Here is a 26,130-nt window from a genome sequence, read left to right as displayed (position 1 = left end):
CATGCGGGCGCGCTTCAAGCGGCGCGGCGCGGCTGCGGGTGAAAATGCACGGGATGGACGCCGCCCGGGGCTTGACGCAGCAAGGGCTCGACGCCATCCGCACCGGGACCGAAGGTTTCCAGCGCTTCATCCATGTCGCGGATCGGCGGTTCGGCCAGCATTTCGGCCGCCACGGGGCTGAGGCGCTCGAGCACCGTGAAGACGGGCGCATATGGGCTGCCGTTGACCGTCAGCTTGCGGCCGATATGCGCCAGCACGTGGACCGCGTCGCCCAGCAGCGGCGCCGATGCCGCCTCGTCGAGCTGCGCCAGAAATTCCAGGAACAGCGGCACGAAGTCGGGCAAATCGTCGCCCGTCATCTGCAAGCCATGGCGCTTGTATTCCTCCATCAGGTCGACCATGGCCTGGCCCCGGTCGCGCGATTCGCCATGGATATGCTCGAACAGGTGCAGCGAATGCGACGGATTGCGGTCAAACGTGGCCACGTACTGCTGCTGCAGGTCGATCAGGCTGCTGCTTTCCAGGTGCGCCAGCAAGGGCAGCAGCAGCGCGTGCTGCTCCGGCACGGCCGCCAGCGCAGCATCGAGCTGCGGCAGGTGCGCGATCAGCTCGGGCTCCGGATACAGCAGCAGGCGCGAGAGGATTTGATAGTGATTCATAGCGTGTATCATCTCAGCTCCTTAAGCGCCTGGCGCCGTTTTGCGCGACTTCGGCATCTGCATGAAGATGGCCGAACCGTGTTTTTTCTTGCCGAACAAGGTCGGTTCACTGGTGCCGTCCGAGCAGCCGTTGCCGAAGCTGAAGCCGCACGAACCCTTCTCGTTGAAGCTGTCCTCGGCCATTTCCTTGTGGCTGCTGGGGATGACGAAGCGGTCTTCGTAATTGGCAATCGCCATGATGTGGTACATGTCCTCCACCTGCGCCTTGGTCAAGCCCACCTGTTTCAGGACCGTGAGGTTCTCAACTTTTTCGACGGTCTTGCTGCGCATATAGGCACGCATGGCCAGCATGCGGTCCAGCGCCGTGACGATGGGCGGCTGGTCGCCGGCCGTCAGCAAATTGGCCAGGTACTGCACGGGAATGCGCAGGCTTTGCGTATCCGGCAGCATGCCGTTCACACCCAGCTTGCCCGATTCGGCGGCCGCCTGGATCGGTGACAGGGGTGGCACGTACCACACCATCGGCAAGGTGCGGTATTCGGGATGCAGCGGGAACGCCACCTTCCACTCGACAGCCATCTTGTAGACGGGCGACTTGACGGCCGCTTCCAGCCAAAGGTCAGGGATGCCCTGGCGGCGCGCCTCGGCGATGATGGCCGGGTCGTGCGGGTCGAGGAACAGGTCGAGCTGCGCCTGGTACAGGTCCTGCTCTTGCGGCACGGAGGCGGCAGCCTCGATCTTGTCGGCGTCGTACAGCAGCACGCCCAGGTAGCGGATGCGGCCCACGCACGTTTCCGAGCACACGGTAGGCTGGCCAGCCTCGATGCGGGGGAAGCAGAACGTGCACTTCTCGGCCTTGCCGGACGACCAATTGTAGTAAATCTTCTTGTACGGACAACCGGAGATGCACATGCGCCAGCCGCGGCACTTGTCCTGGTCGATCAGCACGATGCCGTCATCTTCGCGCTTGTACACGGAACCGGACGGGCAAGACGCCACGCACGTCGGATTGAGGCAATGCTCGCACAGGCGCGGCAGATACATCATGAAGGTGTTTTCGAACGTGCCGTACATTTCCTTCTGCATGTTGTCGAACAGCTTGTCCTTGCTGCGGTGGGCGAACTCGCCCCCCAGGTCATCCTCCCAATTCGGACCCCATTCGATCTTTTCCATCTTCTTCCCGGTCAGCACGGAGATGGGACGGGCGGTCGGCGGCGTCTGCGACAGCGGTGCGCTTTGCAGGTGCTCGTAGTCGTAGGTGAACGGCTCGTAGTACTCGTCGATGGCCGGCAGGTTCGGGTTGGCAAAGATATTGGCCAGGATCTTCAAACGGCTGCCCTGACGCGGCTCGATCTTGCCCGCGTCCGTGCGGCGCCAGCCGCCATTCCACTTGTCCTGATTTTCCCACTGCTTCGGATAGCCGATGCCCGGTTTGGTTTCAACGTTGTTGAACCATGCGTACTCGACGCCGTCACGGCTGGTCCACACGTTCTTGCACGTGACGGAACAGGTGTGGCAACCGATGCACTTGTCCAGGTTCAGCACCATGCCGATTTGCGCTCTGATTTTCATACTATGCTCCTTCTTCCTGCAACGGGCCTTCCAGCCAATCGACCTTGTTCATTTTGCGCACCAATACGAATTCATCGCGGTTGGAGCCCACCGTGCCGTAGTAATTGAAGCCGTACGCCAGTTGCGCATAGCCGCCGATCATGTGCGTCGGCTTGGGCACGGCGCGCGTCACGGAGTTATGGATGCCGCCCCGCTTGCCCGTCATCTCCGCGCCAGGCACGTTGATGATCTTTTCCTGCGCGTGGTACATCATCGTCATGCCGGACGGGATGCGCTGGCTGACGACGGCCCGCGCCGTCAGGCTGCCGTTCACGTTGAAGACCTCGATCCAGTCGTTGTCGACGATGCCGGCCGTCTTCGCGTCGATTTCCGACAGCCACACGTGCGGTCCGCCGCGCGACAGGGTCAGCATGCGCAGGTTGTCCGAATACGTGGAGTGGATGCCCCATTTCTGGTGCGGCGTCAAAAAGTTCAGCGCCAGTTCCTTGTTGCCGTTCGGTTTTGTGCCCAGCAGCGCTTCCGTCGTCTTGGTGTTGATCGCCGGCTTGTACACGCACAGGCCTTCGCCGAAATCGCGCATCCACAGGTGATCCTGGTAAAACTGCTGGCGGCCCGTCAGCGTGCGCCATGGGATCATTTCATGCACGTTCGTATAGCCGGCCGTGTAGCTGACTTCTTCGCTTTCCAGACCCGACCAGGTGGGCGAGGAAATGATCTTGCGCGGCTGCGCCTGCACATCGCGGAAGCGGATGCTGTCATGCTCGCGCGGCTTGGCCAGATGCGTGTGCTCGCGTCCCGTGATGGCCGACAGCGCGGCCCAGGCTTTAACGGCCACGTGGCCATTCGTTTCCGGCGCCAGCGTCAGGATCATCTCGGCTGCATCGATGGCCGTGTCCAGGCGCGGCTGGCCTTTCGACACGCCGTCATCGAGCACCGTGCGGTTGATGCCGCGCAACACGTCGACTTCATGCCCCGTTTTCCAGGAAATGCCCTTGCCGCCGTTGCCGATGGTTTCCAGCAGCGGTCCGATCGAGGTGAATTTCTTGTAGACGTCGCGGTAATTGCGCTCGACCACGGTCATGTTCGGCATGGTCTTGCCTGGAATGGCGTCGCATTCGCCGGCGCGCCAATCCTTGGGATCGAAAGGCTGACCCAGTTCACCGGGCGTATCGTGCATCAGCGGCGTGAGGATGATGTCTTGCTGGGTACCCAGCAGTTCGCCGCCGATTTCCGAGAATTTCTCGGCCAGCCCTTTGTAAATTTCCCAGTCCGACTTCGATTGCCACAACGGTTGCACGGCTTCCGACAGCGGGTGGATGAAGGGATGCATGTCCGAGGTGTTCAAGTCATCTTTTTCGTACCAGGTGGCCGTCGGCAGCACCACGTCGCCGTACAGGCAGGTGGTCGACATGCGGAAGTCCAGCACCACCAGCAGATCGAGCTTGCCTTCGGCGGCAGGACGCACTTTCACCTGTTTCGGCGTGATGCAGTCATCTTCGTCGCTGAGCAAACCATTCTGCGTGCCCAGCAGGTATTTCAGGAAGTACTCGTGGCCCTTGCCCGAGCTGCCCAGGATATTCGAGCGCCAGACAAACATATTGCGCGGGAAGTTGGCCGGATTGTCCGGGTCGTCGCACGAAAACTGCAGCTGGCCCGCCTTGATCTGGTCGAGCGCATACGCGGCTGGCGCCTGCCCTGCCGCCTTGGCGGCCTTGGCCACTTCCAGCGGATTGGTTTGCAGCTGCGGTGCCGATGGCAGCCAGCCCATGCGCTCGGCCTTGGCGTTGTAGTCGAGCAGGGTCAGGTCGCCCGTGCCGCTGGCCGCCGATGGCGAGGCGATATCGCCCGTTTCCAGCTTTTCGTGGCGCCACTGACTGGTGTGCGCATAGAAGAACGAGGTGCCATTCATCTGGCGCATCGGGCGTACCCAGTCCTGGGCGAAGGCCAGCGGCGTCCAGCCCGTTTGCGGACGCAGTTTTTCCTGGCCCACGTAATGCGCCCAGCCGCCGCCGGACTGGCCGATACAGCCGCACATCATCAGCATATTGATGATGCCGCGATAGGTCATGTCCATGTGATACCAGTGATTCAGGCCGGCGCCCACGATGACCATGCTCTTGCCGCGTGTCTGGTCCGCGTTCTGCGCGAACTGGCGCGCCACGGTAATCACGTCGGCGCGTTTCACGCCCGTGTGCTTTTCCTGCCATGCGGGGGTGTACGGCACGTCGTCGTCATAGCTTTCCGCCACGTTTTCGCCGCCCAGGCCACGGTCAATGCCGTAGTTGGCCAGCGTCAGGTCAAACACGGTGGTGACCAGGGCAGTCGTGCCGTCGGCCAGGCGGATGGTTTTCACCGGTACCTTGCGCAGCAGCATGTCGGACGCATCCTTGCCGCCGAAGTAGGCGAAACCCACTTCCGTGACCGCGTCGCTGTCGTTGATCATGGACAGCATCGGCACGATGGGCACGCCGCTGCCGCCGGCCTTCTGTTCCAGGTTCCACTTGCCCGACTCACCCCAGCGGAAACCGATGGAGCCGGCCGGCGCGGTAATCGCACCCGTGGTTTCGTCGATGACCAGGGTTTTCCATTCAGGATTGTTGGTTTCGTCGAGGTTGTTGTCCAGGTGCGAAGCGCGCAGGAAGTAATCGGGCACCAGTGTGCCGTTATGCTCCTTGAGCAGCACCAGCATGGGGAAGTCCGTGTATTGGCGCGCATAGTCGCGGAAGTAGGCGCTCTGCCCTTCCGAGTGGAATTCCTTGAGAATGACGTGGCCCATGGCCAGGGCCAGCGCCGCGTCCGTGCCCTGCTTCGGGGCCAGCCAGATGTCGCCGAACTTCACCATTTCGCCATAGTCGGGCGAGATGGCCACGGTTTTCGTGCCCTTGTAGCGCACTTCCGTGTAGAAGTGGGCGTCCGGCGTACGCGTCATCGGCACGTTCGAGCCCCACACCATCAGATAGGTCGAGTTGTACCAGTCGGCCGATTCCGGCACGTCCGTCTGTTCGCCCCACACTTGCGGGCTGGCGGGCGGCAAGTCGCAATACCAGTCATAGAAGCTCAGGGCCACGCCGCCGATCAGGGACAGGTAGCGCGTGCCGGAGGCATAGCTGACCATGGACATGGCGGGAATCGGCGAAAAGCCGACAATGCGGTCCGGGCCGTATTTCTTGATCGTCAGCGCATTCGCGGCGGCGATGATTTCATTCGATTCTTCCCAGGTGGCGCGCACGAAGCCACCCAGGCCGCGGATGGACTTGTATTGCTGCGAGCGCACGGGGTCCTGGCTGATCCAGTCCCAGGCGGTGACGGGGTCCATGGTCTTGCGCGCTTCGCGCCACATTTCCATCAGGCGGCCGCGCACCATCGGATACTTCACGCGCTGGGCCGAATACACATACCAGGAATAGCTGGCGCCGCGCGGGCAGCCGCGCGGTTCGTGGTTGGGCAGGTCGGGTCGCGTGCGCGGGTAATCGGTTTGCTGGGTTTCCCAGGTGATCAGGCCATTCTTGACATACACCTTCCAGCTGCAAGAGCCGGTGCAGTTCACGCCATGCGTGGAGCGCACGATCTTGTCGTGCTGCCAGCGCTGGCGATAGGCGTTTTCCCAGGTGCGGTCTTCGTCGACCACGGTGCCATGGCCGTTCGAGAACGGCTCGGCAGGCTTGCTAAAAAATTTAAGACGGTCCAGAAAGTGACTCATGCTACCTCCACATTGCGCCGCAGGAGCGGCGCCAGGTCATAAAAACGCTGCAAGCAGGATGGCTCAAGCGTCGATACAAACAGTCTATCGATGCGCCCCGCTCGGCGGTATTGGCAAGAAGTCGGTTTCATGCGCCAGGAATGCATATACCCATAGTCACTAATGCCTATGGGCTGCGCGGGCGCGCTGCGGTATACCTACGGGTCTCGATTAAGCACCTACTTCAACTGAAACAAAGAGGACCAGCATGACCAGCACCAGCATCACCGACTTCGCCAGCCTGCTGCGCAGCGCCGGCACACAAGATCAGCCGCAACGGCTGCTGTTTACCTTCACCCAGGCCCAGGCCCAGCCAGGCGGCCAGGGCAAGTCACTTACGCCCGTGATGTGCGCCGACAAGCTGCCCGATGAACTGGACAGCTTCGAGACATTGATGGAGGAGTCGAAACAGATGCAGACGCACTGGGACGTGGTCTTCGTGGCGGGATTGGCGGGCCAGGAGGGCCAGCCGCCAGCCGCGCAGGACTGCGAGGCGCCCCTGCGCGCCATGGTAACGGCCATCGAGCAAGGGCGCATCGACGGCCTGCTGGCGTTTGATCGCAGCGGCGATCTGTTACGTTTTAGCTGAATCCGGCCAAGGGCGCTCGTGCAGATGACGCGCCCTCTCTATCGGACACACCAGCGGCAAAAACTGCTGCTGGCGCGCCGAATACGCCATCAGGGCGCCGCTGTCGATGTCGAAATACCAGCCATGCAATTTCAATAAGCCCTGCTCGACCCGGCGCTTCAGCCAAGGGTAGGTCAGCAGGTTGTCCAGCGACTGCAGGATGCTGGCCAGCTCGCACGCATGGTGCTGCTCTTCCGACGAGCGGTGCGCCAGCTCGCGCCGCACGCGCTGCGCCACCGGTTCGGCGATGCGCATCCACTGTCCCACGAAGTCCGTTTCCTGCCCTTGCGCGCGCGGCTGCGGTTCCAGCAGCGCACGGATGCCCCCGCAGCGCGCATGGCCCAGCACGATGACCCTGGCCACTTCGAGCTTGCAGACGGCAAACTCGATGGCCGAGCTGACTCCGGGCGGCGCGTCGGGCGTGCACGGCGGCACCAGGTTGGCGATATTGCGCACGACGAACATGTCACCCGGGTCGCTGCCAGTCAGCAGCATGGGGTCGACGCGCGAATCGCAGCAGCCAATCAGCAAGGTCGTGGGACGCTGCCCGTCGCGCAGGCTGTCGTACAAGGTCTGCGGCTCGCTGAAGTACTGCTGCTGAAACAGGCTGAAGCCGTTGACGAATTTTTCCAGTTCTTCCATGACATACTCTCATTTCCTCAACGTCTGGCAAGAACGACTTGCCAGACATTCCAACTTTAGCAAGGCATCGGCGCATTCTTGCGCGCATAGCACCACCAGGTGATCGCGATGCAGCTGACATAAAAGCCGATGAAGCACCACAGGGCCGCGTCGGGGCTGCCCGTCAGCGAGATCGAGGTGCCATAGCTTTTCGGAATGAAGAAGGCGCCGTAGGCCGCCACGGCCGACGTGAAGCCCAGGACTGCCGCGCCTTCCTTGTTGGCGTCGACGATGGCCTGCTCCTGCGCCGCCTTGCCCTTGCCGGCCGCCGCGCGCTGGTGCTCCGTCAAAAAGATCACGGGGATCATGCGGAAGGTCGATGCATTGCCGATGCCCGTGCCGGCGAACAGCAGCATGAACATCCAGAAGAAGCCCTTGAAACTACCGCCTAAACCCGCTTGCGGCATGAAGTACAGCACGCCCAGCACGGCGCCTATCATCAGCAGGAAGGACCACAGGGTGACGCGGGCGCCGCCCAACTTATCGGAAATCACGCCGCCGGCCACACGCGCCAGCGCACCGACCAGAGGACCGAGGAAAGCGTAATCGAGGGGATTGACGTCGGGGAACTGGATCTTGATCAGCAGCGGGAACGCGGCCGAATAACCGATGAAGGAGCCGAAGGTGCCCGTGTACAGCCAGCACATGAGCCAGTTGTGCTTGCGCTTGAAGATCACGGCCTGTTCGGAGAACGAAGCCTTGGCCGAGGCCAGGTCATTCATGCCGAACCAGGCCAGCAAGGTACTCAAGGCGATGAATGGCACCCAGATGAAGCCCGCGTTTTGCAGCCACATGTCCTTGCTCACGCCATTCTTGACCCAGGTGAGCGAATCGCCACCCCAGGCGCCGAAGACGGCGAAGGTGATCACCAGCGGCACGACGAACTGCACCACCGACACGCCCAAGTTGCCCAGGCCCGCATTCATGCCCAGCGCGAAACCCTTGCTCGCCTTCGGATAGAAAAAGCTGATATTGGCCATCGACGAAGCGAAATTGCCGCCGCCGAAGCCGCACAGCAGCGCCAGGATCAGCATGGTCGGATAGCCCGTGTTCACATCCTGCACGGCCAGACCGATGCCGATGGCGGGAATCAGCAGCGACCCCGTAGAAATGGCCGTCCAGCGGCGGCCGCCAAAGATCGGCACCATGAACGAATAAAAGATGCGCAAGGTGGCGCCGGACAGGCCCGGCAAGGCCGTCAGCCAGAACAGCTGGTTATTACTGTAGGTAAAGCCGATGTTGGGCAGGTTGACCACCACCACGCTCCACACCATCCACACGGCGAACGCCAGCAGCAGCGCGGGAATCGAAATCCACAGATTGCGCGCGGCCGTGGCCTTGCCCGTGCTTTGCCAGAAGCTCGGGGTTTCGGGCTCCCACGTATTGATCATGTAGCGGCTCATTGGTTTGCTCACAGCGTTACTCCTGCAGGTTGAGGGATAGTCGCCGCACGCAGCGGCTTGAACGAGAAATACATCCAGACGAGGGAAACGCAAACGGTGCCGTACAAGAGCATGAAGGCGCTCGAACGTACACCGGTGAAGTCCACCAGGGCGCCGAACATCACGGGCAGGATGAAGCCGCCGAGACCGCCGGCCAGGCCCACCACGCCCGAGACGGCGCCGATGTTGTCGGAAAAATCATCGCCGATGAACTTGAAGACGGAGGCCTTGCCCACGGCCATGGCGATGCCGACGATGAACAGCAGCACGGTGAACCACAGCGGCGACAGGCCGATGTGGATGGCCAGCGGCCCCGTGACGGTCTCGATCACCATCTGCGTTTGCGGATACGACAGCAGGAAGAAACACACCCAGCACACCCACATCACGGCCCAGGTGACTTTCGCCGCACCGTATTTATCGGAGATCCAGCCGCCAAATGCGCGCAGCACGCCACCCGGCAGCGAGAAGCAGGCAGCCAGCAGCGCCGCGTGCTTCAAATCAAAACCGTATTCGGCCACGTAGTACTTCGTCATCCACAGCGCCAGCGCCACATAGCCGCCAAACACCACCGAGTAGTACTGGCAGTAGCGCCACACGCGCGGATCCTTCAGCACCTTCATCTGCGCCGAGAAGCTCTCGCCAGATGGTGCCAAATGCGATTTGTCCGTGTACGAAAACAGCCAGAAGATGATGGCCGTGGCCAGCATGGCTACCGCATACACCTTGGGCAGCATTTGCCAGCCGAAGGCGGCGACGATGCCCGGCGCGACGAACTTGGTCAGCGCGGAACCGGAGTTACCGGCGCCGAAGATGCCCATCGCCAGGCCGCGGCGCTCCTTTTCATACCAGCGCGCCACATACGGCGTGCCGACGGAAAACGAGCCGCCTGCCAGGCCCACGAACATGCCCAATACGAGGAAATGCCAGTAGGCAGTGGCGTAGGAAATCAGGTAGATCGGCACCACGCTGGCCAGCATCAGCCAGAAGAAGACGCGGCGTCCGCCGTATTTGTCCGTCCAGATGCCCAGCGGCACGCGCACGAGGGAACCCGTCAGCACGGGCATGGCGGCCAGCAGGCCGAATTGTGTTTCAGTCAAGCCCAGGCTGGTCTTGATGGGGATGCCCAGCACGGCAAACATCATCCAGACCGCAAAGCAGATGGTAAATGCGAAGGTACTGCTGATCAGTACGGACGCCTGCTTGCGCCGCATGCCGGGTTCGATTGCCTTGTTACTACTGTTGTTCTTAGTGCCATCTAGGGTAGCCACAATGTTTCTCCATGAATGCACTGGCCGTCTGGCCAGCCGTCCCGACCAGCTTACGTGGCAGAGGGGAAAGGCACTATCGGCCACAGGGTGATTCTGGAAAGGCAATCTGGATAGCCGTATCGGCAAAAGTGACTAGATACAGGCACCCGGACCTAGGCTGGATGGCGGCGTTTTACAAACGCAGGTATTTTTGGCTCACTCGGCGTCTGGAGAAAAGGAGCGGCATGCAGCACAGAGACGCAACAGACGCGGTCATCACCCGCGTGGCCCAGGCTGGCGATGTGGCAGCCATGCTGGCCACCTGGCCGGCTATGTCCTCACACACGACGACTTCTTTGGCTACGGTTTTGTCTCGCTCCCGATGGCCTATGGCGCAGCGCGCCAAAGGCGGCTATGCTGGCGCCATTGTCAACGCCTGTAAAGTCACCGCATGGATTACCTGAGTCTCAAGCATTTCCACATGGGCTGCGCCGCGGCCAGCGGCTGTCTTTTCCTCTTGCGCGGCGCCTGGATGCTGCGCGCCTCGCCGCTGCTGCAACAGCGCTGGGTGAAAGTGCTGCCGCACCTGATCGACACGGCCTTGCTGGCCAGCGCCATCGCCCTGGCCGTGTGGAGCGGCCAGTCGCCGGGCAGCCAGCCCTGGCTGGCCGCCAAGCTGTGCGCGCTGGTAGCCTACATCGTGCTGGGCACCATCGCGCTCAAACGGGGCAAGACGCCGGCCGTGCGCGGCGCCGCCTTCGCGCTCGCCGTGCTGGTATTCGGTTACATCGTCGCCGTGGCCGTCACCAAACAGGCCTGGCCATTCTGATGCTTCGGTTCTGCGGAACGCGCCAACTTCCCTTTGATGGGAGTGACAATAGGTCGGCCGCTCACCTGCTATCGCGGCATCGAAGCGATGCCGCGCAAGCGACCGGGCTGAGAATCTACGCCTATTGCATCGGCAAAGCGCTTACGTCGACGGAGGGCAGCAGGCCCGTGGCCGGGCGCGTGAAGTTCTGGCCGGTTTTCACGACCTCGGCGAAGAAGCCGCCGTTACGCAGGTAGAACTTGCCGTTTTCCAGGCCGCCCGCGTAATCCATGCGCTGCGCATTGGTGGCCGTGGCGTCGCCCGTGTAGCGCCCTGCCGTCACTTCGGACCAGATGCCGGAAACGTTCCTGGCCCACTGGTTGCCGAACTGGACGCGGCGCTCCGTGTAGCCCAGGGTATCGATGAAGTTCTCGAGGAAGGAATGCACCCGCGTCAGATACGTGGAAATCGCCGGCCGCTTCCAGGTGGCGATGTAGCGCCACTTGCCCGTTTCCGGCGCAAAGAACCAGGCCGAATAGTCGCTGCCGCCCTTGCCGTCGGGCCGCACGCGCGTGATGAAGCGGTACGTGGTGCCAGCCGCCCAATTATATGAAAGGTAGGTTTGCCCACCTGTGCCCTCGCCGCCAAATGCATTGTCGATGACGCCCTCGCCCTTGCTGACCAGGGTGGTCTTCGCGCCATTCTCGGCGTCCCACACGGAAAACAGGATCCAGCGCTCGCTCGGTGACTTCACCTGGATGCCCATGTAGCCCTGGCCGAAGCCGTTGGCCATGAAGTAGGAACCGATGGTGTCCTGTCCCTTGGGGATCGTCATCTCGTTATAAAAATACTCGGTATTGGCCGGCACCGTATAGCCCATGTGCACGGACGGGCCGCGCCGCGACCAGTAGTAATTGGCCGGGTCGTTGGCATAGTTCAGCGTGGCACCGGCCGTCACCGTCAGTGCGGCGACCTCGCCGAACGTGGCCTTGGCGCGCGTCAATCCCTGCAAGTCCACCTTCACATAGCCGGCCGCCGGCACACGGACCGTACCGACGGCGTAGGTCCTGCGCGCCTTGCCGGCCAGCTTGACGTCGAACGGCTTGCCGTTGATCTTCACGCGGATGGTGCTGTTGCCGCCATCGGCCAGGCTGGCGTCGAGCGCCACCTGAACGGGACCCGCCCCGGCCACGCGGAAATACGCGCTGGCGACGGTAGCCGGATTGCTCCAGCCGGCCAGGCCATGTTCGCCGATGACGGCGCCCTTGTCTGCACTGGTGATGAAGGCATTGCCGGCCAGTTCCACGCTGGCGGGCCTCGCGCACGCCATGGGCGCGGCCACGCTGGCGGCCAGCAACAAGGGTATGGCGGGAAGGACTGCGTAGCGCAATGAACTTGTGTGTTTCATCAACGTCTCCTGGGCTGGAAAAAACCCGCTACGGCGGCAGGCGCGGTAGCGGGCGAATGGTGCTTAGTACTTGCCGTCGAGGGCGAAGATCGGCTTGCGTGATTTCCACTGACCGCCCGTGAAGTCGGGGAAGTCCAGGGTCTGGAAGTTGGCGGCGATCGATTGCTCGGACAACGGCGTGATGGCGCTCCACGTCACGGCATCGTAGATATCGATCGGCATCGGCGCATTGGCCTTGAGCGCTTCGACAAAGGCGTGGATGACGAAGAAGTCCATGCCGCCGTGGCCCGCGCCTTCGGCCTGCGCCGCATATTTGCGCCATACCGGGTGCTCATACTTGTCCTGGTAAGCCTTGAAGTCATCCCACTGGTGCGGCTTGCTGACGCCTTCGATGTGGATGGAGTTGTTCAGGTCCATCCACAGGCCGTCCGTGCCTTGCACGCGGAAGCCCAGCGAATACGGGCGCGGCAGGCTCGTATCGTGCTGCAGGATGATGGTTTCACCGTTCTCGCACGCCAGGGTCGTGGTGACGATGTCGCCCAGCTTGAATTTCACCTTGGCGTTCGCATGCTGCGCGCCGCCCGGCTGCTTGACGATGTAGTCGTGCAAGCCGCGCGCCTTGGTGGCAAAGGCGTTGATGCGCGTAAAACGGTTGCCGCGGTTGATATTCGTGTACATGGCGCACGGGCCGATGCCGTGGCTAGGATACAGTTCTCCATTGCGCTCGACCGAGTGCTGCGTGCGCCAATGGGCTTCCGACCAGCCCTTTTCGCCGAATTCCACGCCGCCGCCATAGGGCTTGGCCGGATTGCCGCTGTTGAATTTGACGGCGCGCAAATCGTGCTGGTAGCCGCCCTGCAGGTGCAGCAGTTCGCCGAACAGGCCTGCGCGCACCATCTGCAGCGCAGCCATCACGTCGCGGCGGTAGCACACATTTTCCAGCAACATGTACGGAGTGCCCGTCTTCAGCTGGGTATTCAGGACATCCCAGTGGTCTTGCAGGGTAATGCCGGCCACCACTTCGCAACCGACGGGTATCTTTGCCTGCATGGCGGCAATCGCCATCGGTGCATGAAATTCCCACGGCGTGGCGATGATTACGCCATCCAGGCCGCCCGCGTCCAGCATGCGCTTGTAGGCTTTCTGGTCGCGGTCTTCGCCATACGTACGCGGACGCGGCTTGCCGGCCTTTGCCACCTGGCCCAGCGCGTGTTTCAGCATGATCGGTTCGATATCGCACAGGGCGACCACTTCCACGTCATCGCGGCGCACCAGTTCGGCCAGCAGCACCTGGCCGCGCATGCCCGTGCCGATCAGGCCCAGGCGAATTTTGTCACGGCCGGTGGCGGTTGCGGCGTTGGCGTCGCCAGGCAGCAAGGCGCTGCCGGCCATGGCGCCACCAGCCAGCGCTGCGCTGGCGGACAGGAAATTGCGTCGATTGATTTGTGTCGTCATTGGTCTCTTCTCGCTTCCATTGGTAATGATCGTCACCGGCCCGCCGTGCAGCAGGCCGGCTGCAGTTTAATAGGTGTATTCCGCCGTAAAGCGCACGGAACGCGGTGCCGTGCGTCCATCAACCTGTTGGTAATTGCGGGAGATGGCGCCATGGTCTTCGCGCGTTTCGGTATAGCGGGTGACGGTCTGGCTGTTGAACACGTTGAACACGTCCACTTTCAGGCTCAGGCCTTTGACGGCGCCGGGAGTATAGGCCACATTCATGTCCAGCTGGGCTTGCCACGGCAGGCGGCCCTGGCTGCCGCGCGGCGCCGGCTTGCCATTGCAATAGAAGTAGGAATCATCGTAATCGTTCTCGAACTTCAGGTTATCGGGCAGCGCGCCGATGCAGTTGCGCGGCGCGCCCGAGGTCAGCGACAGGTTGGCGCCCACCGTCACGTCCGGGATGACCTGCATGAAACCGTAGGCCTTGAACGCGTGGCGGTGGTCGCCCGGCAGGTAGCCATAGGCGTTGTACATCAGTTCCTTGTGGTCGTCGCTGACCGTCAGGCCCACGTCGCCGCCGCCGATGCTGTCCGTCTGGCCTTCCATATTGCCCTTCAGGCCGGACAAGGTGTAGGTCAGCTTGCCGTACCAGCCGTTCGTGTACGGGTGCTCGACGAACATGTTCAAGGCGCGGTAAGTGCGCGATGGCAGCGGGTTACCCCACTCTGCCGCCGAAATATCCACGCGGCGCAAGCCCTTGCCATCGTCAAAGTCCACCATCAGGCTATTGTCGCGGCCCGGATTGATGATGGCGCACTGGAAGCCGCTCCAGTTAGCCGTATCGACGCTGTTGCGCGTGGCCCAGGCTTGCAGCGGACGCGCGTCACAGACGTCATCGTTGGTGTCGTTCAGCTTGCGGTACAGGACGCTGGCGCCCACCACCAGCTTCTTGCTCAGGGCACGTTCGAAGCCCAGCGAAAATTCATCCTGCGACAGCGGTTTCAGGCCGATGGCCGTCACTTCGCGCGCATCGCGGCTCTGGCCATACGCATTGTTGGCCGAATACGGCTTGCTGATCGCGTGCAGGCCCGTCGGGGCGCCCGTGACCGGATCGACGCCCGTGTAGGTGTACATCTCGCTGGTGGCCAAGAAGGGGCTGGCCATATTGCTCGACAAATTCGATGGCACGGGCAAGTGGTAGCGGCCACCGTTGGCGAAGAATTTCAGGGTGCCGTCGCCCAGGTAGTCCCAGGTGGCGCCGACGCGCGGGGCGATCATGTTGCGCTGCGAGATAAAAGCCACGCCATCGGTGCTGTAATTGGTGAACTGCTCGCGGCGCAGGCCCAGGTCCAGCAGCACCCGTTCCGTGACCTGGTAATGATCCTGGATGTACTGCGCCGACTGCACGCTGGTCGGACGCGCCAGGTTGGCATTCAGGTCCTTGCTGACGTAATAGCCTTCCTTGCCGTGGCCGCCGCCCTGGTACGGCGTTTCAAAGGCGCCGTTGATCGGCAGATTCGGATCCGTGGCCCGCAGGTAGTTCCAGCGGTAGCCGCCGGCCAGGCTCAGTCCCACTTTCGATTCCACGTCGATGCGGTCGATGCCGCCGCGCAGCGAGTGCTTGCCCAGCTTGTATTCGAGGTCCAGGCGCTTGGCCTTCTGGCGGTCTTCCGAGGAAGGATCGGTCAGGGTGCCGGTGACCGATTGCGGATTCACGTAGACGAGGCCGGGTACCTGCGTCGATTGGATGGACCTGGTTTGCGCCAGGGTCGGGTCATAGCCTTCGGGCGTGCGGCGGTGGCTGGTGCGCGACTGGCCCATCATGGCTGTCACCGTCAGGTTGTCCGTCAGGTAGCCTGTGTACTTGAAGATGTCGACATTCGCGCCTGGCGCAGCCGACGAGCCGCAGCAATTGATGGTGGTCTCGCTGCCACCGCCAGGCACGTTGTTGCGTTTCAGCGTGGCATAGTCGAAGCCATAGCTCTGGCTATCCGTAGTCGTGCGGTCATACAGCTTGGTATATTCAAAGTGATGGTCGTCCGTCAGGTTGTAGTCCAGCTTGGCCATCATGCGGTCAACCTTGCTCTTGCTCTCGCGCCAGCCGTTCGGCAGCACCTTGTCCGAGTCGTCGCGCGCACCGGCGACGGCGCCGCCGTCCGTGCGCGTCTGTTCCAGCGCCACGAAGGCGAACAGCTTGTTCTGGATCAGCGGCCCGCTGCCGTACAAACCGACGACCTTGCTGGTGCTGCCATTGTCGCGGTTCCAGTACTTCAAGGTGCCATCCGTGTCCGGATTGGCGCCCGTGTTCGGGTAATACCGGTTTTCCGTTGTCCCCCTCAGCGAACGGGGGATGATGGCGACCTTGCCGCCGAATTCGACCTTGTTGCCGCCGCTCTTGGTGGTGATGTTGATCACGCCGCCCGTGGAGCGGCCAAACTCGGAACCGTATCCGCCCGACAGCACCTGCAGGTTGGAGATCGCGCCAAACGGCAGCTCCGACGCGCCCACCTGGGTCAGGATGTTCGTGATGGGGAAGCCGTTGACGTAGAACGCGTTTTCCGACTGGCCCGAGCCGCCGATCGACGGCGCATTGCCATACACGCTGTTGGTGCCGCGCGCCACGCCCGGCGTCAGCTGCACGATGGAAGCCACGTCGTTCCCGACCGGCAACGCCTTCAACTCCTTGGCCGTGAAGATCACGCCATTATTGGTGTTCGACACGTCGATCGGATTGCGCGACGCCTTCACCACGACGGTTTGTTCCTGGCCCACGGAACCGGCCGCGCTGGCCGCACCGAAGTTCGCTTCCGCGCCGGCGCCGATCAGGGCTTCGACTTCCTGCGACGCTTCCACCGAACCGGCACGCAGCACGCGCACCGCATAGCGGCCTGGCGGCATGGAGTTGGCCACATAGCGGCCCGACGTATCGGGCGTCAAGCTGCGCCGCACGCCCGTCGCCAAGTTTTCCAGCACCACGGTGGCGCCGGCCGGCGCGCTCACTTCGCCGAAAATGGTACTCGTGGCGTTCGACTGTGCCCAGGCCTGGCCTGGCACGCCGGCCGCCAGTGCGATCACGATCGCGGCTGCGCGGCTGATGTCGCGCAATTTGAGTCCGGTGGTATGCATGCTGTCTCTCCGTCTATATCGAGGGTTATACGCGCCCTCCCCGCTCCGGGGCGGAGTCGGGGGGACGCAATTTTTATGGTGTTCGTCGGAAGGTAGCGCCAGACAGCCACACCTTTCGGGAAATCAGTCCGTATCGGCTGATTTTCGTTTTCTTGGGATTACTTTAAAAAGAAAAATAAGTATCGTCAACAAAAAGAAAGTTATAACGCGAATTTATCGCTCAACCAGGCAAATAAACGCGATTTATCTTTCGACTCAATGAGTTGTGCGGCATATAACTTTCGTTATCGTGGTGTGGCAGATACACACGTAGGCTGGGAGGTGAGCAGAAATGGTGAAACGGACCAAAAATCCGGGAAGAAAAACGCGAAAGCAGCCCTGATGGTCTGCTTTCACTTACGTTTATCTTTCGTATTGCATATTTCAAAATATTGTTTTTCTTTTCCACGGCAATACCCCAGCCCGCATAGGCGGGCCGGGGCAACATCACGCCTTAAAAGAACTTGTAGCTGGCCGAGAGCGCAAACTGGCGGCCGAACAGGTCCTGGCTATGGTTGTAGCCTTCCCAGCCATTCGGGTCGTAGTACGGCTGCTTGTTGAACGCGTTTTTCACGTTCAAGCCCACGTCCAGGTTCTTGAGCGGCTTCCAGCTGAAGGCCAGGTTCACCGTGGTGTACGACGGCGCGCCCTTGCACTGGCCGGACGGCAGCGATACCGAGGCGGCGGTGCAGTTTTCCGGCGTGTTGTCCTTGTCCCAGGGACCATACGCCCAGCGCGTCTTGCCCGAGTAGTTGACGAACACGCTGCTGACGAAGTTGCGGTAGCTCCAGTCGGCGTTGACTGTAGCGCGGTAGCGCGGCGAATCGTAGTAGCCGACGGTATTGCCCTTGATGTCGCTGCCGTCTTCGCTGTCATGGGTATCGCGCTTGCGGATGGTGGCGGCGATGCCGGTGCTCAGCTTGCCCCAGTCACCGAGCGCAAAGCGCGTGCGCGCGTCGATGTCCACGCCGTCCATCAGGGTGCGGCCGCGGTTCGAATACGAGTTGATCAAGCCGCCCAGGTTGCCCACCGAGTAGCCCGGCACGCCGCCCGCGCACACGCCCGCGTTGGCGGGGTTGGCGCACATGGCCGCCACCGCCGCCACGTTGCCCCGGTCCGTATCGGTCAGGTCGTTGCGGATGGCGTTAGGCGTGCCGGCCAGGGTCGGGCCGTACTTGTCCACCAGTTCCGTAAACAGCTCGTTGAAGTCCTGGCGCACGATTTCGTCGCGGCGGTTGATGAACCAGTAATCGATGGAGATGCTCACGTCCTTGGCCGGCTGCAGCACCAGGCCCACGGTGGAAATCTTGGCCTTTTCCGGACGCAGGTTCTGGTTCGGCGGCGTCAGGCCGCCCACCGTCGTCGAGCAATTCGAATTGAGCAGGCTCTTGCCCAGGTCCGCATCCGTCGCCACCCTGGACTTCAGCAAGGCGCGCGCCATGGCATTCGTTTCGTCGCAGCGCACCGTGTCGCGTATGCCGCCCACCTGCGCAAAGACGCCGCCCGTGCCCGATTCGGCCAGGTTGGGCGCGCGGAAGCCTTCAGAATACGTCCCGCGCAGCATCAGGTCGGGCCGCGCGCGCCAGATCACGCCCAGCTTGGGCGCCAGGTTGGCGGCGAAATGCGGATATTTGTCCAGGCGCGCGGCCGCATTGACTTCCAGCGTGTCGCTGAGCGGCACCACCACTTCGCCAAACACGGCCGCGATGGTGCGCTTGCCATCGAACCAGGAGCCGCCCTGCTGCGTGATCAAGCCATTGGCCGCATCGGCGTTGCCGGGGGTGAGAAAGCTCTCGCGCATGATGTTGGTGCCCACGGCAGCGCGCACTTCACGCTCGCCCAGCTTGAACAGGGTGCCTTCGACCTTCGCGTCCCAGGTCATCAGCTTGGTCCATGATTCGATGGCGAAGGTCGGGTAGGCGCCGCGCAGCAGCGCCGCATTGGCCGCGCTGATTTCACCGAACTTGTAGGCGGGATTGTCCGAGATGTAGGTGCGGCCGCTGATGGGGTCTTTCGTGAACGGGCCAAACGCCTGCTCGAAACCCTTGATGTTGATGTTCGCCGTCTGGAACAGGGTGGAATGGCTACCCGCCACGCTGAGCGCAGTTTCAAAATCCCAGCCGCCGCCGATGCCGCCGCGCAGGCCGACGAGCGCGCGGTAGTTTTCGTCGACATTCTTCTGGCCGAAGTGGCCTTGTGCATCCTGCAGCAGGTAATTCAAGCCGGCCGCGCCGCCCATCTTGGCCACCATGTCGGCATCGAGCTTGCCCTTCAGGTAGACGTTGTTCGGACTCAGGAAAGGCGTGGCGAAGGTGTTCAGCGTATTGCCCGTATTGCGCGCGAACCAGTTGTTCGTGCTGCCGCTGTTGAAGCTGGACGGACCATTTTCGCCGCGCATCTTGATGTGGGTGAAGGCGCCTTCCGCGAACGCTTCCATGTCGCCGCCCAGTTTCAGCCGGCCGCTCAGGTAGGCGGTGGCCCGCTCCGAGGTAGGACCCGTGTCGAGCTGGTTGGGCAGCGCATTCCACACGCAGCGGCTACCCGACGCCTCGGTGATGCTGGTGTTGCAGCCGGGCGCGGCGCGCTGGGTGCGCGCATTGTTCTTCGCCTTGTCGAAGACAAAGAAGGTCCCCGGGTTCATCACGCCCGGTTCGCTGCCGACGCCCACGCGCATGTTCGGGATGAAATTGGGATTGTTTGCATAAAAATACGAAGGACGCTTGCGCCAGGTATCGGCAAGCGCGATGCGGTCACGCTGGTAGACGTTCACGGAACCGTAGATATTGTAGCCGTCGCTGGCCAGGTCGCCCAGGCCATACAGCACGCTGGCCTGGCGCTCGCCATAGGCTTTCACACTGGGCGAAAACTCGCCGTTGGCGCGCGCTTCCAGGCCTTGATACGACTTCTTGGTAATGACGTTGATGACGCCGGCGACGGCGTCGGAGCCATACACGGCAGACGCGCCATCCGTCAGGATTTCCATGCGCTCGATGGCGGCGGCGGGAATGGCGTCGATATTGACGAACATGGTCTGGAAGCCGGCCGGCGCGCCATAGAACGACAGGCGGCGACCATTCAGCAGCACCAGCGTGCCCTGCGCACCGAGGCCGCGCAAGTTCGCCTGCGAACCGCCATCCGAGCCGGTGAACATGGAACGGAAATCCTGCTGCGCCGGACGGGCCGCGGGCAGGTTGTCGAGCACTTGCAGCAAGGTGAGCGCGCCCATGTTTTCTATCTGCTTGGCGTTGATCACCTGTACCGGTGACGCCGTTTCCGCGTTGATGCGCTTCAGGCTGGAACCCGTCACCTCGACGCGCGCCAGCTTCTCCTCCTCCGCTGCCAGCGCAGTTGAGCCCAATCCTACCGCCACCATGGCGGCCATCAGTTTTTTCAAGTGCATTCCCGACTCCCTTTTATAAGTGATTTGTTTTCGCAAGGCTGCAAGAACCCCTCCCCGGTCCGAAGAGGGGTTCGTTTTTGGTGAAATGATGAGTGTCTAGCGCGGCTTGACTGTCGCGCCTTCCGTGCCGGTCAACACGGCGTTGGCCCAGTTACCGCAGACCTGGGCCGGGTGGGCGCCGCGCGCGCCCAGGGTGCGCAAACTGAGCAGGCTCAGGCCGCGCACGTCGATTTCGGGTTTGACCACCCCGGGAGCCGTGACCAGGCCGCTGTCATACAGCAGCCGCTCACCGCTCCAGACCTGGAATTGCAAGCCGCCCGCGCTGCGGCAGCTATCGTCCACGCCCAGGTCGGCGCGCAGCAGATTCCAGTTGCCCGCCAGCTGCAAGTCGATGCGGCCGGCCGGTCCCACGCCGAGGCCCTTGCGGAACCACAGCCCGTTCATGCGCATCTCGGCCGCCTTGCCGGCTGGCCGGTCTCTCGCGATATGCTTCGGCAGCGCCAGGTCCGACAGATAGCGCTGCACCTCCTCGCCTTCGGCCACGCGGTGCTCGAGCACGCGGAACTCGGACAGGGTGACGGGCGCCACGTCGGTCGCCAGCGCCGCGTCGAAGGCGCGCGCCACCGGCGCACCTTGCGCCGCCGTCACCATCGGGTCGGTGGACGCCGCGCCGTCGCCTTCCGGATTTTGCGTGCTCATGACGCGGAAGCGCAGCAAGCGCCCGGCCGTGGCGGGGAAGTTGATCGTCTGCGCACCCTGTTCCAGTTTGAGCGTGCCGCGCGCAAGCGCCGCGCCCCAGTCGCCATTGTTGTCGCCGATATAGATCTCGTAATCGCGCACCTGGCCATGCTTCCAGTGCTGGTCGTTGCGCGGCGCCAGTTCGATGCCGTCCACCAGGCGCCGCTCCGTAAAGCCGATCACCCATTCATGCGGTCCGCTTTTCACGGACGGGCTGCGCACGGTGCGGAACCACGTCTCCGGCTTGCCATCGAAGGCGTTTTCCAGCGGGTAGCCGCTTTCCTCAAAGGGACGCGCCACCACCTGCATGGCGTCGGCCGGCAAGGCGCGGCCCGGCACGGGGGCGGCCGGCAAGTCGGCGTCGATTCTGGCCACGGCCAGCGCACCGGCGACCTGCAGCATCAAGGCCTGGCGGATGTCCTGCGCCGCCACTTTCACGTGCAGGGTGCCTTGCCGGTCGGCCGCGTCGAAATACCAGCCTTCGACCGCCTTGTCATAGGCGGCACGCTCGCCGGATGCCGCGATCAGGCGCTCGCCAGCGCGCACCGCTACCGGTGCCTGGCCCGCCAGCATGCGCAGCGCATAGCCGCGGCGCGCTTCCTGACCCTGGTACTTGCCATCGACGGCGCCGATATCGACCTGCACATCGCCGCCCGTCTGGCGCATGCGGATGACTTGCTGGCTGAAGGCGCCGCCCTGGTACTGGCGCGTGTTGCCGTCGTCTTCATACAGGATGTATTCTGAATCGCCGTGCGGGTAGATATCGAGCGTGAGCTGATCCTTCGGCTTCTGGCCGTCGTACAGCATTTCCGGATACATGGGCAGGATGGCGCCGGCGCGGACGAACACGGGCAGCTTGTCCAGCGTCACCTGCATATCCAGGTCGCGGCCCTTGGCGTCGGCCGTGGCCTGGCGGCCATCCCAGTAGTCATACCACGTGCCCTGCGGCAGGTGGATGCCCTTGCGCCAGCCGCCGCTGACGGCCTGACTGCGGTAGACGGGCGCCACCAGCACGTCGCGCCCCAGCAGGAATTGATACTTATAGGCTTCCGTGTAGGCCGCCGGGTCTTGCGGGTAATCCCACATCAGACCGCGCACCAGCGGCGCGCCCGATAGCTCCGCTTCGCGCACCAAGGTATACATATACGGCGTCAAACGCATCTTCAGCTTCAGGTAGCGGCGGTTGATGTCGCGGTACGGTTGCTCGAACCACCACGGATGCTTGCGCTCGGCCGCAGCCCAGCCGGACATGCCCATCAGGACGGGCGTAAAACTCTTCCACTGCAAATCGCGCAGATAGGTTTCCGGGCTGCCGCCGAAGATGGCGTCCACGTCGCCCGATGCATACGCCTGGCCGGACAGGCCCGAGCCGATCAGGGTCGGGATGTGCCAGCGGATGTAATCCCAGCTGGCGCTCTGGTCGCCCGTCCACGCCACGGCATAGCGCTGGATGCCGGCCCAGCCCATCACCGTCCACAAAAATGGCCGGCTGTCGGAATTGTTCAGGATGCCGTCATAGGCCGACTTGTTCGCATCCATGGCGAACTGGTAGCCCTTGCCCGTCCACGCCACGTCCAGCTTTTGCACGCGGCTGCCCGCCTGGCCCACTTCCCAGGCGATCTTGTCGACGCCATTTTCCGTCCACAGGCCCGTGCGAAAGCCATAGCCGGCCAGGCCCTTCACCGTTTCCGGCAAGTTCGTGTAGCCGCAGCCATAGCCGTCGTTGGGCAGTATCCAGCCGCCCGGCATGTCGTGTTCACGGTACTGGCGCGCCACCGTTTCCACCACGTCGGGCGTCTTGCCGGTCGGGCCATCGCTCCAGCCCTTGGGCACGGAGCCGGGCTTTTTCACATTGTCGCCATCGTTGTAGCAATCGGCGTCGCCATATTCCAGCGCCCAGCGGGGCAGCATACGCGCGCGGCCCGTCAAGTTCTTGTAGCGGGCGACGACGTCGCGCAAGTCCTTGCCGACAAAGAAATACGCATCGAAGCGGCCTTCCGCGTGCTGCAGCGAGATCTGCTCCTTATCGCGCAAGTCGTAATTCCCGTCAGACCAGGTGTTGCGCAGCATGCCCCATCCACGTGAACTCATCAAAAATGGCGCGGGATTCGGGCGGTCGCCCTCTTCCCAGCCGCCCGAATACGACACGGGCACCTGCTTGCCCTTGAATTCGAAGCGGCCATTTTGCTGGCCGCCGCCAAAGTAACGCTCGCCCGGCAGGCTCGATAGCACTTGCACGCCCTGCTTGTCGTCGAGCGACAGGGGCTGCACTTCGCGCCACAGCGGCACCGCGTCGCCCTTGCGCAGCAGGGTAAAGCGCAGCGGTTTGCGGTCGATGCGCAGGCTCAAGGCTTCGGTGCTGATCAGGATATGCCCGGCCTGCTCGCTGATGGTATAGGCCACCTGCGCGGCAGGCTGACCCACGACGATGGGCGCGGCCTTGTCGCCCGGCCCCGTCAAGCCGGCCTTGCCGCCCGCCTCGATACGCAGCACGTCTGCCTGCGGCAGGCTGACACGCAGCTGCATTCCAGTGTCACTGCGCAAGTCCCAGCCCAATGCCTCGCCCTTGGCCACGTCGGCCGCATGCATGGCGGAAATCGTCTGCAAATTGCCGATAGTCGCGGCCTGCAGGCCCGGCGCGGCCAAGGTGGCGAGGGCGGCGAGGACACAGGCGGCAAGGGCGCGACGGGGAAGCGGGAGAGGTTTCATCTGCTGGCTTTCAGAAAATCGAAGTGATGGAAATACTTTAAGAAGAAAAATAAATATCGTCAATCAAAAGAAAGTTAAAGCGACAATTTATTAATAAAATGCCTAAAATTTGCGCAACTTTCTTACGTTTCACTAAAACTATACAAAACATACTTTCGTTATCGTCGCATTTCAGCGACAAACCGCAGCAACCCTGGGTTTCATGCGGCAATGCAGCACGCTCTCAAGCCATCACCATCCTTTGAAAAACGACATTATTTCGCAAACCACCAAACAATTTACTTTCGTTTTACTTTCGTATTTGACTTTTCGAAATTTAGTATTTATGCTTTCTCCAACAAACACTTTACTGACCTCTCATGACTACCCTTCTTCAGCGTGACACTCAAACCTGGCGCGACATCGGCGGCCTGCACACGGCCGAGGAAATCGCCCACCAGCCGGCCATCTGGCGCGCGCTGGCCAGCATTTTGCGCAAGGAACAAGCCAGCCTGGCCGCCTTCCTGGGCGGCGCGCTGGCCAATCCCGCGCAGCGCGTCATCCTGACGGGCGCAGGCAGCTCGGCCTACGTGGGCGAAATCGTCGTCGACACCCTGAATGCCGCCTGGCCCGCGCAGATCCGCGCCATCGCCACCACCACCCTGCTGACGCACCATGAGTTGTACCTGGAAGCGGACGCGCCCACCCTGCTCGTCTCGTTTGCCCGCAGCGGCGACAGCCCGGAAAGCCTGGCCGCCGTGGAACTGCTGCGCCAGGTCGTGCCCGGCGCGCGCTTCCTCAACATCACCTGCAACGCGGACGGCAAGCTGGCACGCCAGGGCGCCAACGACGCCAATACGTATAACCTGCTGATGCCGGAAGGCAGCTGCGACCGCGGCTTCGCCATGACCAGCAGCTTTAGCAGCATGCTGCTGGCGGCCCTGTCGGTACTGGGCAAGGAGTCGGATCTGGCGCGCCTGGAGACCCTGGCGCAACTGGGCGAGCAAGCCTTGCGCGACTGGTCGGCGCCCGTGGCGGAGCTGGGATCAACTCCCGTGCAGCGCGTCGTCTACCTGGGCAGCGGCCCGCTGGAAGCGCTGGCCAAGGAAGCGGCCCTGAAAATCCTGGAATTGACGGGCGGCCGCGTGATGGCGATGGCAAATACCCCGCTCGGTTTCCGCCACGGCCCGAAATCGGCCGTCACCACGGAATCGCTGGTAATCCTGCTGCGCAGCAGCAAACCATTGGCGCGCCAGTATGAAGACGACCTGTTGAAAGAGCTGCAGCGCGATAGCGTGGCGCAGCGCTGCCTGACGGTGGGCATCGGCGGCGACTTTTCTGCCAACTTATCTGCCAACTTATCTGCCAACTTATCTGCCAACTTAGCGGCCGACGCGCCGGCCTGGCCCGACGCCTGGCTGGCGCCATTGTGGCTGCTGATGGCGCAGCAATATGCGCTGCACCAGTCCGCGCTGCTGCAACTGCGCCCCGACAATCCATTCGCCGGCGGCATCGTCAACCGTGTCGTGCAGGGCGTCACCATCTATGGCCATGACCAATTCTAACCACACGGCCGGCTTCCACGGCATCGACATCGGCGGCAGCAAGATGGAGCTGGTCGCCTTTGCAGACCGCGACGGCGCGCTGGCAGAGGTGTTCCGTGAGCGCGTGGCCACGCCGGGCGACGATTTTGCCGCCTTCGTGCAAGCCATCGTCGAGCTGGTGGCGCGCGGCGACGCCGCCCTGGGCACGACGGCGCCCGTCGGCATCGGCTTGCCCGGCGTGATCGACAGCGCCAGCGGACGCCAGCTCAGTTCCAACGTGCCAGCCCTGAACGGCCGGCTGGTGGCGCAAACGCTGCAGCAGGCCTTGCAGCGCCCTGTCGCCATCGGCAACGATTGCCAGTGCTTCGCCCTGTCGGAAGCGCAAGGCGGCGCGGCCGAGAATACCGCCAGCATGTTCGGCGCCATTCTCGGCACGGGCGCCGGCGGCGGCTATTGCGTGGGCGGCCAGCTGCTGCGCGGCTTTAACGGCGTGGCCGGCGAATGGGGCCACTGGAGCCTGCCCGCCACCCTGCTGACGCAACACGGCCTGGCCGAATACCCCTGCCCATGCGGCAAGGCGGGCTGCCTGGAACGCTATGTCTCCGGCCCCGCCATGAGCAAGTTATATGCGCATTTTGGCGGCGAAGGCACAGAACCGTTGGCCACGCTGGCCATTATCGGCCGCGCCAACATCGGCGATGCCGTGGCCCAGCGCACGGTGGCCGTGCACCTCGATGTGCTGGGCCATGCGCTGGCCGGCCTGGTGCTGGCCTACGACCCGCACGTCATCGTGCTCGGTGGTGGCCTGTCCAAGCTGCCGCACCTGTACGACAAGCTGCCGGCCGCCGTCAAGCGCCACCTGTTCCCCGGCGTGCACGTGCCGCCCATTTTGCCGCCCCGTTTCGGCGACGCCGGCGGCGCGCGCGGTGCGGCCCTCTTGATACGACAACATACAAAGGCGTGAACAT

The 26,130-nt window shown here is 62.8% G+C and carries 15 protein-coding genes; 4 read left to right on the top strand and 11 right to left on the bottom strand.

Annotated features, from left to right (window positions below; all coding sequences use genetic code 11):
• Window positions 1-14: 14 nt before the first annotated feature.
• Genes narJ through ACQ4WL_RS09860 form a run of 3 tightly spaced genes read right to left on the bottom strand, consistent with a single transcriptional unit; the run spans window position 15 to window position 5,931 of the window.
• On the bottom strand, window positions 15-659 hold the full coding sequence (gene narJ, locus ACQ4WL_RS09870; protein ID WP_436509541.1) for a nitrate reductase molybdenum cofactor assembly chaperone: 645 nt from the start codon (window positions 657-659) through the stop codon (window positions 15-17).
• Window positions 660-680: 21 nt separating this feature from the next.
• Window positions 681-2,231: a nitrate reductase subunit beta gene (gene narH, locus ACQ4WL_RS09865; RefSeq protein WP_436509540.1), complete on the bottom strand. Its 1,551-nt coding sequence runs from the start codon at window positions 2,229-2,231 to the stop codon at window positions 681-683.
• A 1-nt stretch (window position 2,232) separates the two neighbouring features.
• Window positions 2,233-5,931 (bottom strand): nitrate reductase subunit alpha, encoded by a 3,699-nt coding sequence (locus tag ACQ4WL_RS09860; protein ID WP_436509539.1) that lies wholly within the window; start codon window positions 5,929-5,931, stop codon window positions 2,233-2,235.
• Window positions 5,932-6,178: 247 nt separating this feature from the next.
• Between ACQ4WL_RS09860 and ACQ4WL_RS09855 the strand changes: the two genes are divergently transcribed.
• On the top strand, window positions 6,179-6,559 hold the full coding sequence (locus ACQ4WL_RS09855) for a ribonucleotide reductase subunit alpha (protein WP_436509538.1): 381 nt from the start codon (window positions 6,179-6,181) through the stop codon (window positions 6,557-6,559).
• Here ACQ4WL_RS09855 and ACQ4WL_RS09850 read toward each other — a convergent pair.
• From ACQ4WL_RS09850 to ACQ4WL_RS09840, 3 genes are read right to left on the bottom strand one after another with little or no spacing between them, the layout of a single operon-like run.
• Entirely contained in the window at window positions 6,545-7,240 is a 696-nt protein-coding gene (locus ACQ4WL_RS09850) for a carbonic anhydrase (protein ID WP_436509537.1), read from the bottom strand. The genes ACQ4WL_RS09855 and ACQ4WL_RS09850 overlap by 15 nt on opposite strands.
• A 56-nt stretch (window positions 7,241-7,296) precedes the next feature.
• Window positions 7,297-8,682: a NarK family nitrate/nitrite MFS transporter gene (locus ACQ4WL_RS09845; RefSeq protein ID WP_436509653.1), complete on the bottom strand. Its 1,386-nt coding sequence runs from the start codon at window positions 8,680-8,682 to the stop codon at window positions 7,297-7,299.
• Between the two features lie 8 nt (window positions 8,683-8,690).
• The gene (locus tag ACQ4WL_RS09840; RefSeq protein ID WP_436509652.1) at window positions 8,691-9,935 is read right to left on the bottom strand and encodes an MFS transporter; all 1,245 of its coding nucleotides are present in this window, start codon (window positions 9,933-9,935) and stop codon (window positions 8,691-8,693) included.
• 487 nt (window positions 9,936-10,422) lie between these two features.
• Here ACQ4WL_RS09840 and ACQ4WL_RS09835 point away from each other — a divergent pair, with 487 nt between their 5' ends.
• Window positions 10,423-10,800 (top strand): SirB2 family protein, encoded by a 378-nt coding sequence (locus ACQ4WL_RS09835; protein WP_436509536.1) that lies wholly within the window; start codon window positions 10,423-10,425, stop codon window positions 10,798-10,800.
• Between the two features lie 121 nt (window positions 10,801-10,921).
• Here ACQ4WL_RS09835 and ACQ4WL_RS09830 read toward each other — a convergent pair whose 3' ends face one another.
• The 5 genes from ACQ4WL_RS09830 to ACQ4WL_RS09810 all read right to left on the bottom strand — a co-directional run bounded on the left by ACQ4WL_RS09830 (window position 10,922) and on the right by ACQ4WL_RS09810 (window position 23,639).
• Complete coding sequence (locus ACQ4WL_RS09830; protein ID WP_436509535.1) at window positions 10,922-12,187, bottom strand: DUF3472 domain-containing protein; 1,266 nt, start codon at window positions 12,185-12,187, stop codon at window positions 10,922-10,924.
• Between the two features lie 63 nt (window positions 12,188-12,250).
• On the bottom strand, window positions 12,251-13,642 hold the full coding sequence (locus ACQ4WL_RS09825) for a Gfo/Idh/MocA family protein (RefSeq protein WP_436509534.1): 1,392 nt from the start codon (window positions 13,640-13,642) through the stop codon (window positions 12,251-12,253).
• Window positions 13,643-13,708: 66 nt separating this feature from the next.
• Window positions 13,709-16,753: a TonB-dependent receptor gene (locus ACQ4WL_RS09820; RefSeq protein ID WP_436509533.1), complete on the bottom strand. Its 3,045-nt coding sequence runs from the start codon at window positions 16,751-16,753 to the stop codon at window positions 13,709-13,711.
• A 493-nt stretch (window positions 16,754-17,246) separates the two neighbouring features.
• Window positions 17,247-20,192 (bottom strand): TonB-dependent receptor plug domain-containing protein, encoded by a 2,946-nt coding sequence (locus ACQ4WL_RS09815; RefSeq protein WP_436509532.1) that lies wholly within the window; start codon window positions 20,190-20,192, stop codon window positions 17,247-17,249.
• A 96-nt stretch (window positions 20,193-20,288) separates the two neighbouring features.
• A complete protein-coding gene (locus ACQ4WL_RS09810; protein ID WP_436509531.1) occupies window positions 20,289-23,639 on the bottom strand; it encodes a TIM-barrel domain-containing protein in 3,351 nt (1,116 codons plus the stop codon).
• Window positions 23,640-23,998: 359 nt separating this feature from the next.
• On the opposite strand from ACQ4WL_RS09810, the gene ACQ4WL_RS09805 reads away from it, so the two are divergent.
• Entirely contained in the window at window positions 23,999-25,183 is a 1,185-nt protein-coding gene (locus ACQ4WL_RS09805; RefSeq protein ID WP_436509530.1) for an AgaS family sugar isomerase, read from the top strand.
• Window positions 25,170-26,126 (top strand): ROK family protein, encoded by a 957-nt coding sequence (locus ACQ4WL_RS09800; RefSeq protein WP_436509529.1) that lies wholly within the window; start codon window positions 25,170-25,172, stop codon window positions 26,124-26,126. Before ACQ4WL_RS09805 ends, ACQ4WL_RS09800 begins: the two co-directional genes overlap by 14 nt.
• Window positions 26,127-26,130: the final 4 nt, after the last annotated feature.

The sequence above is a fragment of the Janthinobacterium kochi genome, from assembly GCF_051380715.1.
Taxonomy (GTDB): domain Bacteria; phylum Pseudomonadota; class Gammaproteobacteria; order Burkholderiales; family Burkholderiaceae_D; genus Janthinobacterium.
The sequence above is the reverse complement of the archived record's forward strand: the minus strand, read 5'-3'. Positions and strand labels throughout refer to the sequence as shown.

Coding starts and splice junctions, on each gene's coding strand:
- narJ (WP_436509541.1), bottom strand. CDS start 659: ATGAATCACTATCAAATCCTCTCGCGCCTGCTGCTGTATCCGGAGCCC.
- narH (WP_436509540.1), bottom strand. CDS start 2,231: ATGAAAATCAGAGCGCAAATCGGCATGGTGCTGAACCTGGACAAGTGC.
- ACQ4WL_RS09860 (WP_436509539.1), bottom strand. CDS start 5,931: ATGAGTCACTTTCTGGACCGTCTTAAATTTTTTAGCAAGCCTGCCGAG.
- ACQ4WL_RS09855 (WP_436509538.1), top strand. CDS start 6,179: ATGACCAGCACCAGCATCACCGACTTCGCCAGCCTGCTGCGCAGCGCC.
- ACQ4WL_RS09850 (WP_436509537.1), bottom strand. CDS start 7,240: ATGGAAGAACTGGAAAAATTCGTCAACGGCTTCAGCCTGTTTCAGCAG.
- ACQ4WL_RS09845 (WP_436509653.1), bottom strand. CDS start 8,682: ATGAGCCGCTACATGATCAATACGTGGGAGCCCGAAACCCCGAGCTTC.
- ACQ4WL_RS09840 (WP_436509652.1), bottom strand. CDS start 9,935: ATGCGGCGCAAGCAGGCGTCCGTACTGATCAGCAGTACCTTCGCATTT.
- ACQ4WL_RS09835 (WP_436509536.1), top strand. CDS start 10,423: ATGGATTACCTGAGTCTCAAGCATTTCCACATGGGCTGCGCCGCGGCC.
- ACQ4WL_RS09830 (WP_436509535.1), bottom strand. CDS start 12,187: ATGAAACACACAAGTTCATTGCGCTACGCAGTCCTTCCCGCCATACCC.
- ACQ4WL_RS09825 (WP_436509534.1), bottom strand. CDS start 13,642: ATGACGACACAAATCAATCGACGCAATTTCCTGTCCGCCAGCGCAGCG.
- ACQ4WL_RS09820 (WP_436509533.1), bottom strand. CDS start 16,753: ATGCATACCACCGGACTCAAATTGCGCGACATCAGCCGCGCAGCCGCG.
- ACQ4WL_RS09815 (WP_436509532.1), bottom strand. CDS start 20,192: ATGCACTTGAAAAAACTGATGGCCGCCATGGTGGCGGTAGGATTGGGC.
- ACQ4WL_RS09810 (WP_436509531.1), bottom strand. CDS start 23,639: ATGAAACCTCTCCCGCTTCCCCGTCGCGCCCTTGCCGCCTGTGTCCTC.
- ACQ4WL_RS09805 (WP_436509530.1), top strand. CDS start 23,999: ATGACTACCCTTCTTCAGCGTGACACTCAAACCTGGCGCGACATCGGC.
- ACQ4WL_RS09800 (WP_436509529.1), top strand. CDS start 25,170: ATGACCAATTCTAACCACACGGCCGGCTTCCACGGCATCGACATCGGC.